At 65.0% G+C, this 13,663-nt stretch carries 15 protein-coding genes; 1 reads left to right on the top strand and 14 read right to left on the bottom strand.

All coding sequences use genetic code 11. From position 1 onward, the window contains the following. Window positions 1-50: 50 nt before the first annotated feature. Together CU669_RS10565 and CU669_RS10560 are read right to left on the bottom strand one after the other, a co-directional pair. Window positions 51-1,103, bottom strand: coding sequence for a M48 family metallopeptidase (locus tag CU669_RS10565; protein WP_112144405.1), 1,053 nt, complete (start codon window positions 1,101-1,103; stop codon window positions 51-53). After that, on the bottom strand, window positions 1,103-2,176 hold the full coding sequence (locus CU669_RS10560; protein ID WP_112144404.1) for a YjgN family protein: 1,074 nt from the start codon (window positions 2,174-2,176) through the stop codon (window positions 1,103-1,105). Before CU669_RS10560 ends, CU669_RS10565 begins: the two co-directional genes overlap by 1 nt. Before the next feature lie 93 nt (window positions 2,177-2,269). On the opposite strand from CU669_RS10560, the gene CU669_RS10555 reads away from it, so the two are divergent. Next, window positions 2,270-3,265: an MDR family oxidoreductase gene (locus tag CU669_RS10555; RefSeq protein WP_112144402.1), complete on the top strand. Its 996-nt coding sequence runs from the start codon at window positions 2,270-2,272 to the stop codon at window positions 3,263-3,265. On the opposite strand, the gene CU669_RS10550 is transcribed toward CU669_RS10555, so the two are convergent. The 12 genes from CU669_RS10550 to CU669_RS10495 all read right to left on the bottom strand — a co-directional run bounded on the left by CU669_RS10550 (window position 3,246) and on the right by CU669_RS10495 (window position 13,558). Further along, window positions 3,246-4,112: a bile acid:sodium symporter family protein gene (locus CU669_RS10550; RefSeq protein WP_112144401.1), complete on the bottom strand. Its 867-nt coding sequence runs from the start codon at window positions 4,110-4,112 to the stop codon at window positions 3,246-3,248. The two genes, CU669_RS10555 and CU669_RS10550, sit on opposite strands and share 20 nt — an antisense overlap. A gap of 79 nt (window positions 4,113-4,191) precedes the next feature. Further along, on the bottom strand, window positions 4,192-5,139 hold the full coding sequence (locus CU669_RS10545) for a 1,4-dihydroxy-2-naphthoate polyprenyltransferase (protein ID WP_112144399.1): 948 nt from the start codon (window positions 5,137-5,139) through the stop codon (window positions 4,192-4,194). Further along, a complete protein-coding gene (locus tag CU669_RS10540; protein WP_112144397.1) occupies window positions 5,136-5,861 on the bottom strand; it encodes a class I SAM-dependent methyltransferase in 726 nt (241 codons plus the stop codon). The genes CU669_RS10545 and CU669_RS10540 overlap by 4 nt, the downstream gene beginning before the upstream one ends. Continuing rightward, on the bottom strand, window positions 5,858-6,685 hold the full coding sequence (locus CU669_RS10535) for an ABC transporter permease (RefSeq protein WP_112144395.1): 828 nt from the start codon (window positions 6,683-6,685) through the stop codon (window positions 5,858-5,860). The genes CU669_RS10540 and CU669_RS10535 overlap by 4 nt, the downstream gene beginning before the upstream one ends. Window positions 6,686-6,818: 133 nt before the next feature. Further along, a complete protein-coding gene (locus tag CU669_RS10530; RefSeq protein WP_239988668.1) occupies window positions 6,819-7,295 on the bottom strand; it encodes a nitrous oxide reductase accessory protein NosL in 477 nt (158 codons plus the stop codon). Between the two features lie 10 nt (window positions 7,296-7,305). Beyond that, on the bottom strand, window positions 7,306-8,151 hold the full coding sequence (locus CU669_RS10525) for an ABC transporter ATP-binding protein (protein ID WP_112144393.1): 846 nt from the start codon (window positions 8,149-8,151) through the stop codon (window positions 7,306-7,308). Window positions 8,152-8,306: 155 nt separating this feature from the next. Continuing rightward, window positions 8,307-9,269, bottom strand: coding sequence for a NapH/MauN family ferredoxin-type protein (locus CU669_RS10520; RefSeq protein WP_112144391.1), 963 nt, complete (start codon window positions 9,267-9,269; stop codon window positions 8,307-8,309). Continuing rightward, entirely contained in the window at window positions 9,269-10,027 is a 759-nt protein-coding gene (locus tag CU669_RS10515) for a 4Fe-4S dicluster domain-containing protein (protein WP_112144389.1), read from the bottom strand. The genes CU669_RS10520 and CU669_RS10515 overlap by 1 nt, the downstream gene beginning before the upstream one ends. Further along, complete coding sequence (gene nosD / locus CU669_RS10510) at window positions 10,024-11,325, bottom strand: nitrous oxide reductase family maturation protein NosD (RefSeq protein WP_239988667.1); 1,302 nt, start codon at window positions 11,323-11,325, stop codon at window positions 10,024-10,026. The genes CU669_RS10515 and nosD overlap by 4 nt, the downstream gene beginning before the upstream one ends. A gap of 55 nt (window positions 11,326-11,380) precedes the next feature. Then, window positions 11,381-12,040: a hypothetical protein gene (locus CU669_RS10505; RefSeq protein ID WP_112144486.1), complete on the bottom strand. Its 660-nt coding sequence runs from the start codon at window positions 12,038-12,040 to the stop codon at window positions 11,381-11,383. Between the two features lie 87 nt (window positions 12,041-12,127). Then, window positions 12,128-12,886 carry a c-type cytochrome gene (locus CU669_RS10500; protein WP_112144387.1) on the bottom strand — a complete coding sequence of 253 codons (759 nt, stop codon included), beginning with the start codon at window positions 12,884-12,886 and terminating at the stop codon, window positions 12,128-12,130. Between the two features lie 60 nt (window positions 12,887-12,946). Then, window positions 12,947-13,558 carry a c-type cytochrome gene (locus CU669_RS10495; RefSeq protein ID WP_112144385.1) on the bottom strand — a complete coding sequence of 204 codons (612 nt, stop codon included), beginning with the start codon at window positions 13,556-13,558 and terminating at the stop codon, window positions 12,947-12,949. Window positions 13,559-13,663 lie beyond the last annotated feature (105 nt).

Here is a 13,663-nt window from a genome sequence, read left to right as displayed (position 1 = left end):
CATTCGCCTGTCCGGCCATCTGGGTTACATGGGAACTCTCTCGCCTTGGATCAAACCGCCTTGCCACAAATGGATTTCACCGCCCGCCATTCGGCGTCGCGCAGGGATGGCGGCAGTTTCCGGGGATCGGCGGCGGCATCGATAGCGGCGGCGCGCGACGCGGTTTCGGGATGGGTGCTGAGCCACGCCGGCAGCAGACCCTTGCCGCCTTCCAGCACCTCCAGCCGCCGGAAGAAGGTGGCAAAGCCGGCGCTGCCGATCCCCGCTTGCTTCAGCAGTCTCAAGGCCCCCCGGTCGGCGGCGGCCTCGTCGTCGCGGGTATAGGCGGCGGCCATGACGGTGGCGGCGCCACTGGCCACCATGCCCGAGGCGTCGCCGGTGATCATGGTCGCCAGGACGCCGACCCCGATGCCGCGAATAAGATTGGCGGCGGGGTGGCGTTCGCCCACATGGGTCAATTCATGAGCCAGCACCCCGGCCAGTTCGTCGGGATCGCCAGCCTGATCGAGCAGGCCGCGAAACACGATGATCTCGGCCCCTGGCAGGGCGATGGCGTTGACCGCCGCATTATCGAGAACACGGAGATTGACCGCGCGGCGCTCGGGCGGCAACCCGGCGGCCAATCGCTCCACCAGCCGGGTCAGCGCCTCGTTCCCCTCGGGCGTGCGGCAGGCCCGCATTTGGCGTTCGAAACCGGCGGCGATCTGATTGCCCCAGCCCCGCTCGGTTTCCAAAGGCACGACCAAGGCGATCTGGCGCGCCAGGTTCGGCAAGGCCAGATACAAGCCCACCAAGACCGCAACTCCCAGGGCCATGGCCGCCGGAATGCGCCAGTGGAATGTCCCTCGCTTGGCCACCGGCCGCACGAAGACGGCCGCTTCCACCGTCAGGCGGGCGTCGGGCTCGGCCTTGCAGCGCATGCGCAAGCCCTTGCCACCGGGCAGTTCTCCATCATCCACCAGATCTGCGGTCTTCCACACCGCGATCAGGAACCCGTCCTCGCCCCTTATTTCCACCCCGTCGGCCAGGGACCACAGCCGCACCTTGCGGCTGGCCGCGCTCTTGCCGTCGTTGAAGCGTCCGGACCGGTCGTCGGAGAGCATCAGAACTCGCCCACCCCATCCAGGACCGAAACCATCCCCTCGCCGGTCTTCGGCCCCTTATCCCAGCCTTGACGGATGCCTGCGAAATCAGGAACGCCGTCCACCGCCAGAACACCGCAGGCGAAACGGAAGATGCGCAAGGCCACCCAGGGCCGCAGCACGCCCAGGCTGAACAGCGAGATCAGCCCATTGCCGATGCTCAGGCGGATCAGCGTCCAGGTCGTCACCTGGGCGGAGAACCGCGCCCCCTCGAACGTGGTTCCACCCGCCATGGCGCGGTAGAAACCGGCGCGATACCACGCCCAGGGCAGGGTCATGACGATGACCGCTCCCAAGAGCATCACCGGAATCATCGGCGCCGCCGCCTCGTCCAGCTCACCCGTCTGCATGGAGTCCAAGAAGGTCTGAACGAACAGCAGCGAAACCAGCCCCACATAGGCCATGATGCACAGCCAGGCCACCGCGAAGCGGCCATACAGCCCCGCGACCCCGGCATCGCAGCAAAACCGGCGATCACCGAAACAGGTGTTGTCCAGGCGATAGCGCGCCAGCCACATCTCGCCCCACGGCCAGACCCAGCCCAGGGTCAGGGGAAGCAGCAGCCACACCGCCATGCTGCGCAGGGCGTAGCCCCAGGCGGAGCCGGTCTGGCCGCCGCGAATACCGCGCCAGAGGGTCCGCGACAGCTGATAGCGGCGGGCGCGATAGGCCCCGGCGGCGATCAGAAACACGGTCAGGGGATAGAGCACCGAGAGCAGAATGGTGCCCAGCGGATCGCCAGAGACCACCAGCGCCTGCGCCCAGGTGTAAAGCCCCAGCAGCGGCAGATAGATCACCACCAGCGCCACCAGGAAGCCCTTGAACAGCTCTCCGCCGGTGCCGGTGTATTCCACCGGATCATCCCAGGCGGTGACGCCGCTCCACAGCAGGCGGCGCACCTTTGTCCGCCCCCAGAACCGCCAGATGGACAAGGTGGCGATGGACAGCGCCAGATTGACCAGTGCCACGGCGATCATCGCCCCCGTCCCGCCATGGTGGCGGAATGGTCGGCTTGCCTGGATCCGTGACTGCATGACTCTCTCCCCCGATCAACGGGTCACACTAGCAGGATGCATGGCCGCCCGCACGCTGATAGACTTCGGCTCCACCTTATCGAGGAGGCCCACTTGAGCGATTTTCCCGCGCTGATGCTGGACGAGGAGAGCGGCAAGGTCCGCGCCTCCATCCGCCGCCTGACCGAGTCCGACCTGCCCGCTGGCGACGTGACCGTCAAGATCGACTACACCACCTTGAACTACAAGGATGGGCTGATCCTCAACGGTCTGGGGCGGCTGGTCCGCGTCTATCCCCATATCCCCGGCATCGATTTCGCCGGTACGGTGGAACACTCGGACTCGGCCCTCTACAAGCCGGGCGACAAGGTGATCCTGACCGGCTGGCGCGTTGGCGAGACCCATTGGGGCGGCATGGCGGGCAAGGCCCGCGTCAAATCCGAATGGCTGGTGCCCCTGCCCGCCGCCCTGACCTCCCGGCGCGCCATGGCGGTGGGAACCGCCGGTTTCACCGCCATGCTGGCGGTGATGGCGCTGGAAGATCACGGATTGCAACCGAGCAACGAGGGCGAGGTGCTGGTCACCGGCGCCGCCGGCGGCCTGGGAAGCATCGCCATCATCTTGCTGTCCAAGCTGGGCTATCGGGTGACCGCGTCGACCGGGCGGGCCAGCCAGCACGATTACCTGCGTTCGCTGGGCGCCTCCGCCATCATCGACCGCGGTGAAATCGGCTCGGCCCCGGCCAAGCCGCTGCTGGCCGAACGCTGGGCCGCCGTGGTGGACAGCGTCGGCGGCGCCACCATGGCCAATTGCGTGGCAAGCTTGCGCATGCGGGCCGCCCTGGCGTCATGCGGCAATGCCGGCGGCGTGGAGTTCTCCGGCACCGTGCTGCCCTTCCTGCTGCGCGGCGCCTCCATCCTGGGGATCGACTCGGCCCTGTGCCCGACGCCCCGGCGCCTGGAAGCGTGGAAGCGGCTGACCGAACTGCTGCCCGGCGATCTGCTGGATTCGCTCACCACCGAGGGCAAGCTGTCCGATCTGCCGGAACTGGGCGCCAAGATCCTCAAGGGCGAGGTCCGGGGCCGCATGGTCATCGACCCGAATAAATAAGCCCGCCGCGCCGCTTCACCGCCCAGATGAAGGCGATGGCGGTCAGGTTCATGACGAAGGCATAGACGATGCTGGGCACCATCATGGCGTGGTTGCCCAGCAGCGTCACCGCCACGAAGATCCCCAGCGCGCTGTTCTGCAGCCCGTTCTCCATCACCACCGCGATGCGGTCGGCCATGTCCAGGCGCAGGGCACTTCCCACCGCCCAGGCGCCCGCCATGGCCAGCAGATTGAGGACCAATGCTGCGGGCACCACGTCGCCGACATGATCCACCAGTGCCTGACGCTGACTGAAGAAGGCTCCCACCACGATCAGGGCGAACAGCAAGGTCGCCACCGGCCGCGCCACCTTGCCCAACCGCCCGGCGGCGAGCGGCCAGAACCGCTGCAGGGCGAGACCGATCACCAGCGGCACCGTATCCACCAGGAAGATGCCCAAGGTCATCTTGCCCACCGGAATCTCCACCGCCCGGTCATACCCGGCGAAGGCGGCCAGCCCCAGATTGACCAGGAGCGGCACGCTCAGCGTGGCGGCAAGGCTGGTCAGCGCCGTGATGGTAGCAGCCAGGGCGATGCGCCCGCCCGCCATATGGGTCAGCAGCGCCGAGGTCACCCCGGCGGGACAGGCGGCCAGCAGGATCATGCCGACGGCGAAGTCGGCTTCCGGCCGCCACACCAGGACCACCGCCAGACCGGCCAGGGGCACCAGCGTCAGCTTGGCCGCCAGCCCCGCCGCCATGGCTTTGGGATGGGAGAAGATCAGGCGGAAATCGCCCGGATTCATGGTCAGGCCCATGGCGAACATGATGAAGGCCAGGGCCATGGGCAGCGCCGCCTGGGTGATCATGGGACAGGTGCGGCCAGGATGGCCGCGCTCCGAGGAACGACCGCCATGGGAGCGCGGGCGTCCTCGCCCGCTTGGGTGATCACAACACCACCCCGACCGCCAGCAGGGCGGCGACGATCAGTTGCAGCCGGGCGGTGGAGGCGAGAATGGCGTTGAAGCCCGGTCCCCGCGCCTCGCCGACGAAACGGCGGAACAGGAACAGCGCCAATGGCACCGCTCCCAGGGTGAGGATGCCGCCCGATGGCCCCCAGGGCGAGGCCAGCAGGCCCATGGGCAACAGGACCAGGACGCCATAGATCAGCTTGGAGGTCTCGGCCCCCGCCAGGATGGCCAGCGTGCGGCGTCCAGCCAGCCGGTCGGGTTCCATGTCTCGATAATTGTTGGCCATCAGCACCGCCGCCGCGATGGCGCCGATGGCGATGCCGCTGATCGCCACGACGGAGGTCATGGTCTGCGTTTGGAGGTAATAGGTTCCCCCCACCGCGCCGAGACCGAAGAAGGCAATGACGAAAAACTCGCCCAGGGGCGTATAGGCGATGGGACGCGGCCCGCCGGAATAGCCCCAGCCCGCCGCCAGGGACGCCAGGCCAAGGGCGATGATGGGCCAGCCGCCCAGCCAGGCCAGATACAGCCCCACCAAAGCCGCCAGGGCGAAGCAGACCAGCGCCGCGTGGCGCACCCGCTCGGGGCTGGCCCAGCCCAAGGCGGTGACCCGTGGCGGTCCTTGCCGCATGGGTTGATCACCACCGCGCAGGGCATCGGCCACGTCATTGTAGAGATTGGTTCCCGCCTGGATGGCCAGGGCTCCGACCAGGGAGGCCAGGACCGGCCGAGGGTCCATCGCCCCGGTGTCGTGAAACGCCAGGGCGGTGCCCGCCATGACCGGCGCCACCGAGATGGTCAGCGTCTTGGGGCGGATGGCCAGCCACCACAGCCGCCAACCGGCGGGCGGCTGATCGGCGCGGCTGGCCGCCTGATCCTTGATTTCGACGGCGGCGTTGTCCGGCAGGCCGGTTTCCAGCTTCACGGCTTCACTCCCTGGTGCAGGCAGGCGATGCCGGCCGAAAGATTTCGCCACTCTACACCGACAAAGCCCGCTTCGCCCATCAAGGCGGCCATCTCGCGCTGATCGGGAAAGCGCCTGATGGATTCCACCAGATAGGAATAGGCCATGGGCTGGCGCGCCACCCAGGCGCCCAGGCGGGGAATCACCACGAAGGAAAAGGCGTCGTAGAACGGACGGATCACGGCCCAGGGACGCGAAAACTCCAGGCAGAGAAATCGGCCGCCCGGCTTTAAGATTCGGAAGATTTCCGCCAGTCCGGCTTGCGGGTTGGTGGCGTTCCGCAGACCGAACGCGATGGTGACGGTATCGACGGACGCATCGGCGAAAGGCATGGCCTCGGCCTTGCCCTCCATGAATTCGACGCCGGTTCCGGCCGTGCGCGCCCGGCCCACCGCCATCATCTCGGCCGACGGATCGCACACCACCACCCGGCGCCCCGCGCCCGCCAGCAGCCGCGCCACGTCGCCGGTGCCGCCCGCCAGATCGACGATCAATTGCCCGGTGGCGGGTTTGGCTGCCTTGGCCATGTCCCGTTTCCACAGCCGATGAATGCCGAAGCTCATGACGTCGTTCATCAGGTCATAGCGCGGCGCCACCGCGTCGAACACCCGGCGGATGCGGGATTCCCGCTCCTCGGGGGTGACCGACTGAAAGCCGAAACTCTCCGACAGGCCGCCGCTCACGGCAGGTCGCCCCGCCGGAACAGGTGATAGCCGACGCCCGCCGCCAGGGTTCCCAGCACCACCGGATACAAGATGGCAAAAACCAGATAGCCGGTCCGCCCCAGGGCATCCAGGATCACATAGGCGGCCGGTCCCATCACCAGCATCTGGGGATCGAACAGCAGGATGGCGGCGGTACGGAAGCTTTGCAGCGGATTGGCAACGGCGATGGCCATGATGGCTTCCAGCGGCAATTGTTCGCGGATCATGACCCCCAGCAGGATCAGATCGAGGAACAGCAGCAGGGTCAGCCAGACCAGGAAGGCGCCGGTCTGGGCCACGTCGGGCGAGCGCGCCAGGGTGGAGATCAGCATGCCGATGCCGAGAAACGCCCAGGCCAGCGATACCAGCAGCGACGTATAGACCAGGAACAGCGACCAGTCGACGCCGACGCCGCGCACCACCGCGTAAAGCGCCGCCAGCGCCATGGCGCCGAACACCGGCAGGAACACCACCAGGAAGCGGCCGATCATCTTGCCCCAGAACCACGCATAAAGCGGCACCGGCAGCGACAGCATGTATTCGAACACCCCCGCCTCGCGGTCGCCCGCCACCGAGCGCACCGTGGTGATCAGGATGAAGATGGGCAGGATGGCGACGCAGAGCTGGATATAGGTGACCAAAAGGCGCGACAGGCCGGTGAAGCCGAGTATGCGCGACTCGGTCAGACCGAACACGAACAGCAGCACGATGATGCCGCCGAAGACCAGCGAATAGAAGGCGAACCAGCGCGACCGCAGCGACTCGGCGATGTCGAGGCGAGCGGTGAGGATAATCGCGTTCATTCCCAGCCTCCCCCTGTCATCCCGAGGGAGCCTCGCGACCGAGGGATCTCCGCCTGGAACGATTTGTCAGAACCGGCACCATCGCGCCAGGACGAGATCCCTCGCCACGCTCGGGATGACAGGAAGGTCGGCGTCATCCTTGCACCGCGCCGGTCTCGCAGCGGCTGGTGGAGCCCCTGACCACGATGGCGCCCTTGAAGCGATCGTATTCCAGCAGCCCGTCGGCGGCGGCGGGCAGTGCCCCGAAACCGTGGGCCATGGGGGTTCGCTGCCCCCCCTTGTAGAAGGCCTTGAAGCCGTCGATCCACGCGCCGGTCTCCATATGGCCGACCCAGAACTCGGTGGCCGGATGGGCCGCCCAGTCCTGCTTGACCAGGAACAGGATGGCATCGCCCAGATCGTCGAATTTATAGACCTTGTGGTTGGTCCCGGCGCGCAATTGCGCCGCGAAGCGGGGCTCGCCGATGACCATGCCGCAATAGTCACAGGTATCTCGGCCCCATTTGACCTCCACCGGGCCGGTGGTGGACTGGCCGCATCCCGCGACCACCAAGGCCAGCCCCGGCACCAATCCGACGAAGCGACGGCGAGTCATGGCGTGATTGCACATGGCGGCTCTCCTATTTCATCTCGATACCGGCCACCAGACCGGCATAGCGGGCAAGCACGCCCAGGAAGCGCAGCCGGTCGGGACCGTTCAGCGCTCCGTTCCAACTCACCCCACCATCTTCGCTGACGAATCGCCAATCGGCCATGGCCTTGGCGAAGGCCGGTTCCGGCCGGGTCAGCCGGACGGTGCAGTCCAGCTTCGCCGTCATCTCCACGTCATCGGCGACGCGATCGTCAAGCGCCACCTTGCCCTGGTCCATCTCCACCACCCGATTGACCAGCGACGCCACCTCGTCCAGGCGGTGGCTGGTGATCAGCATGACGGCCCGGTCCTTGCGGTCGTGCAATTGCTGGAAAAAGATATGGCGCGCCTCGGGGTCCAGATTGGCCGCCGGTTCGTCCATGATCAGCAGGTCGGCGTCTCGGCCCAGGGCCACGGCGATCAGGGTCTTCTGCTTCATGCCGCCGGACAGTTTGACGAAAGGGCGCGAGCGGACCATGTCCCAATCCAGCCCCAGCGACCGCATCATGGCGATGATCCGCTCGGGGTCGGAGTCGCACACGGCGGCGGCGAAATTGACCAACTCGCCCACCGGCATCTTCAAGGGTGGCGGAATCTGCGGCACGAAACCGACGCGGGCCAGCACCGCCTTGCGGTTGGCCTTGGGGTCCAGCCCGCCGACCGTGACCTCGCCCTCGTGCAGGTATTCCCCCAGCAGGCAGCGGATCAGCGTGGTCTTGCCCGCTCCATTGGAGCCCACCAGGGCCACCCGCTCGCCGGTCTCGATGGACAGGGTAATGCCGTCGAGAACCTTGTGACGCTTGAAGGTCTTGGAAACGTTGGCAAAGCTAATCATGGGCCAGCGGCCTCCACCAGCCATCCCGCTTCCCCGTCATTCCCGCGAAAGCGGGAATCCATGCGTCCACCCACTTTGACCTCAGCGACAAACATCAATTCTTGCCTCGACATGGATCCCCGCTTTCGCGGGGATGACGGAACCGAAACCAACTCTCACAACAGCTTGTTCAGGCCCTTGATCTCATAACGCAGCGAGCCGGTCGGGCAGGCGTCGATGCACAATCCGCAGCGCGTGCAGTCGGCGCCGATGGCGACCTCCACATCCTCGGCATAGGTCTTCTTGGTGCATTCCAGCACATGCGGCACCAGACAGACCTTGCGGCAATCACCCTCGTGCAAGCAGTTCTCCAGATTGTACTTCACCCGCACCGGCGAGACAGACCCAACGAAGCCATAGGTCAATCCGATGGGGCAGACATAGCGGCACCACATGCGGCGGATGAACACCACCTCATAGGCCAGCAGGCCCAACACCCAGATCATGGCGAGGCCGGGGCCGTAGATCAGCGCCCGCGACACGATGCCGGTGGGAGAGATGGACTCATAGACGGTATAGCCGCTGATCACCGCAAGCAGGGCGAAGACCACATAAAGCACCGAACGCGCCCCCCGATGCAGGGGATAGTCCACCACCATGCGCTTGGCGGCGAGGAAAAGATGAATCTTCTCGGCGATCTCGGCCAGCAGATGGTAGGGGCAGGTCCACGAGCAGAAGGTGCGCCCGCCGAACAGCCACCACATGAACAGCACGGTTCCGGTGCCGATCACCAGATTGATCAGGATGACCTTGTAGGCCAGCATGACCTGAAGCGCCGAATTGAGATCGGCCATGTGGAAGCCGATGACGCGCGACGCCGTCAGCGAGCCTTCCACCAACTGCACGTCGAAGCGAAACGACAGCACGAACACCATGTTGACGGCAATCAGGGTGGCCCAGCGGATATTGCGCCATTTGTGGCTGCGGTGCTCGGCATGGGCGGCCTTGATCTCCTTGGCGCGCTCGGCCCCTTTCACCTGGCGCTTGGCCTCGTGCATGGCCTCGGCCTCGGGGGTATAGGCGGTGGGACGCTCGGGCGCGGCGCCCAGCATGATCTTGAGGGAGGAGAGCAGGCTCATCACGCGTCTCCCCACTTGCGCCGGATATCGATGACGATGGACGAACTTTCGGTGGGGCAGATCATCTCGCACATGCCGCAGCCGACACAGGCTTCATGCACCACCGGGGTCCGCCGCTTGTCGGTGGGATCGGCCGACATGGGCTCCAGGGTGATGGCGTTCTTGACCGGGCATTCCCGCACGCAGAGATCGCAAACCTCCAGGTCGTATTTGTAGTCGGCCAGCTTGACCGGCTTCCAGCGGTCGATCTCGGCATAGCGGTGCACACCCTTGAACGGCGCGGGCCGGGCCGGGCCCCTGTATCCCTCGCCCTTGCGGGCAAGGCAGGCATTGGGGCGGTCCAGCCGGGCGAGGCCCATGCGGACCTCTTCCTTCTTGCTGATGGAATGGGCCAGCGCCCCGGTGGGGCAGGCCAGCACGCATTGCACCGCGTCGCAGGAGAAATCGCAGGCCTGTTCGCGGGCGGGGATGAACGGCACGCCGACCCCGAAACCCTCGTCCAGATCGCCCAGTTCGATGGCCTTGACCGGGCAGACCTGGACGCACTGGCCGCATTTGATGCAGGCGGCCAGGAAATCGCGTTCGGCGATGGCGCCGGGCGGCCGCAGCCGGGGCGTCCATTTGCGCAGGACCGGAAAGAAGCCGAACAGCGAGGCCCCGATGATGGCGCCCCCCATGGTCAGGGACCGCATGGCCTGACGGCGGGTCTTTGGGTTGGCCGCCGCCGGGCGTTTGGCCGGGGGGGATTGTTCGCTCATGACTTGGGCTCCAAATTCGATCCCGCCTTGAAGGCCTTGTCGCTGCCGAGGTGAGGATGTTTGTCTTCGAGCAGCAGCACCGGCTCGCTGAACGGCGCCAGACGATCCAGGAAGTCGAGCACTTCCAGCAGCGGCGTTCCCTTGAAGAACTTGGTGTTGGGAACATCCATCCACACCCGCCCGGCATAGCCGTAGAGCCGATGCGGCTTGTCGCCGATACCGTCGCCATTGCGGTCGAACCCCTGGTAATCTTCCCAGCGATTGCCGTCCCACACATTGCGCTTGGCGCTGCCGCCGCCATAGATGGCGACCTCGGTGATGTTGCCGGTGAACAGGTTCCCGGTGAAGATGCTGTCCTTCCAGTCGTTGAGGAAGGACACGCCGATATCGTTGAAGGCGATGCGGTTGCCCTTGATCGGATTCTTGCTTCCGGGCTCGTAGGGCGCCACGTCGATGGCGATGCCGGACGCGCAGTACATCAGGTCGTTGTTCTCGATGACCACATCGCTGCTTTCCTTGAGCGACAGGCAGGTTCCCACCGCGCCATTGGCCTTGGCCACGTAGTTGTTACGGATGATATCGCCGGAATCATACATCATGGAAATGCCGGTCATGTTGTCGATGAACAGATTGTCCTCGGCCACGTTGTCAGCCGCCTTCATCAGGTGCAGGCCATAGCGTCCGTGGCTTTGCCGATTGCCCTTGAAGATATTGCCGTTGGCATACCAGAACACGATGTCGCGGCCGCCCTCGAACACGTTGTCGGTGATGACGTTGTCGTTGGAGTACCACAGCTTCACGCCGTCGCCGCGCCGCTGGATGTTGATGGGACGGCCCTGATAGTGATTGCGCCGCACGATGTTGCGGTCCGAGCGCTCCAGCGCCAGCCCGAACAGGACATCCTCGATGACGTTGTCCTCGATGACATTGCCGCTTCCCCGCACCTGGATGCCCGCATCCTGATCGGGATGGCTGGAGCCGCTGTTGACCAGATGGAGATTGCGGATGGTGGCGCCATCAGTCTCGATCCACAGCACCGAGCCCTCGCCCTCGCCGTCGAAGGTCACCTTGCCCTTGCCGTCCAGGATGATGGGCTTGGTGACCTTGATGCGGCGATAACGTCCGGGCGGCGGCACGATCTCCTGGCCGGGCTGGGCCATGTTGATCAGGGCCTGGATCAGCGAGGAATCCATTACCGGCTCTGACCTTGGCGGCGCGGCGACCACGGCCGCCGCCATCAGACCGACAGCGGCAAGGGCGATCAACGCGACCGGAATGGAATTTGACAAATTCCTCATCTGGATTCGCATGATCTCGCCCACCGCCTTGGCCAAAGCTACCGACGACCTTGACTTAATCCTTGAGTGCCTTGCGCTGCAACAGCAAGGCCAGGATCAGGCACAAGGAGCCCACGCACAGCAATCCGAAACCGTAGTGAGGATAGGAATAGGTGGAAAACTGCGCCACCTTGCCGTCACCGAACACGGTGGGCATGAACGGCTTGACCGAGAAGGCCGCCCAGGACCGCAGATTATGCCCGAACCACCACAGCCATGCCGAATAGTCCACCACGAAGGCCACGGGGATGACGATGCCGGAAAGGGGCAGTATCCACCAGAACGGCCCGGCATAGACCAGGAACGCGGCCAGCATGACGCCCACCAGACCAAACAGATAGGGTGCCGCATGGATCTCCAGGGCGGCGCCGCGGGCGATGGGCTCCATGCCGATGAAGTGGTTGATCACGTCCATCTCTTCGACGCAATTCAGTCCGCCTTCCTCGTTCCCCCAAGCCTCCGCCTTGCCGCCCTTGGCCACGATTTGGCTGGTACAGCCATTGAACACGCCGTTCATGTGGAAGTGGATGCGGATGCCGTCGGGGAAGGTGTCGGCGGGATAGTTTGGCGCCTTCAAGGCTACCCACCAGATGGGGGAGAAATAGGCACCGCCGATGAACAGCGCGGCGATCACCGTGAGGATTCGCACCAGTGCCGGCTTGGTCGTCTTGGTCATGGAAACCTCGATGGACATTCAGGAGCAGGGCGGCGTTCCGGCCAAAAACCAAGACGCCGCCCATTGTCCACGTTATATCAGATTTTACTACTGGAAGTCAGGATTTTTCCAGCCCTTGGGAGCCGTCAGGTCCGCTGGCGGCTTCAGGCGGGACACATAATCCAGCACCGCCTTGGTGTCACGGTCCGAGAAGGACTGAATCTGCTTCATCATGTCCGGGTTGGCATTGCGGCGCTTGCCTTCCTTGATCCACTGATACTGACGCAGCAGGTAGTTGTAGTGCTGCGCCTGGATGCGGGGATAGAACTTGCTGTCGTCGCCGGCGCCATCGGCCCCGTGGCAGCGGGTGCAGTTATCGGCATAGAGCTTCTTGCCGAGTTCCAGATCCTTGCCGTCGCCATGGCCCGGATCGGGATTCATCTTCAGCTTCTGCATATAGGCGGCCACATCGGCGATGGCCTGCGGGCCACCGATCTGCGACGGCAGGGCGAAGGGATACATGGTGGGATTGTCGCGGTTCAGGGCGCGGATATCGGCCAACTGCTTGATCACCACCTTGGGATGCTGCCCCGCCAACTGCGGGAAGGTGCCGTCGGTCAGGCCCCAGCCTTCCGGCTGATGGCAAGCGGAACAGACTTCATAGACTTCCTTGCCGTTGGCAGGATCGGGCTTCAGATGCAGCGCCTCGTCCTCCTCGCCGCCGCCGGAATGCCATTGATAGCCTTCCTCGCCCAGGGACTTGCCCTTTTGCGGGGCGGGGCCGCCACCGGCCGCATACACCGCCCCACCGGTCAAAAGCGCAGAGATCGCGGCCGCGACGGCCAGGCTATGCTTGAACTTGAACATCTTGGTCTGTCTCCGAATTCGAACCAACTGAGGCGAACACTAGCAGCAGACTAGCTTACCTCACTTGACTGTGGACAAGTAATCGGCAATGGCGGTGATTTCATCGTCATTGACCAGATGCATGACCGGTTGCATGGCGTTGGCCTTGCCATTGCTCCGCGCGCCCGATTTGATGTCCTTAGTCTGCGCAAGGATATAGGCCTTGTCCTGGCCGCCGATGGCGGGATAGCCGGGCAGCGGCTTCTTGCCTTCCTTGCCGTGACACGCCACGCAGGTCTTGGACAGGAACAGAGTCTTGCCGGGAACGGCAGGCGCGGTTGATGCGGCGGTGGGGGGCTCGCGCAGCGAGACCAGATAGTCGGCCAGCGCCTTCATCTCGTCTTCGGACAACTCGTCGACGATGGGCTTCATGACATCGACGCTCTGGCCGTTCTTGCGGGCGCCGGACTTGATGTCCTTCATCTGATTGAGCGCGTATTCGGCGCTTTGACCGGCCAGCTTCGGAAAGCCCTCCTGCAAGGGAGTCTTGGCGTCCTCGCCGTGGCAGGCAACGCAACCCTTGTCGGTGAACAGCGCCTTGCCGTCGGCCGCGAAGGTCGGCGATTGGGAAACGAATCCAATGGCGGCCGCCAGGGCCACGACGGTGATGTGCCGGTTCACGGTGTTGCGCATCGCATCATCCTTCTTATGGGTAAGGAAATTCGGGGGCGGGCAACGCCCACCCCCGATTCCTGGTCTTAAACCAGGGCGGCAGACGCCGCCCTGGCTTTGGTCAAG

Source organism: Paramagnetospirillum kuznetsovii, from assembly GCF_003284725.1.
GTDB lineage: Bacteria > Pseudomonadota > Alphaproteobacteria > Rhodospirillales > Magnetospirillaceae > Phaeospirillum > Phaeospirillum kuznetsovii.
The sequence above is the reverse complement of the archived record's forward strand: the minus strand, read 5'-3'. Positions and strand labels throughout refer to the sequence as shown.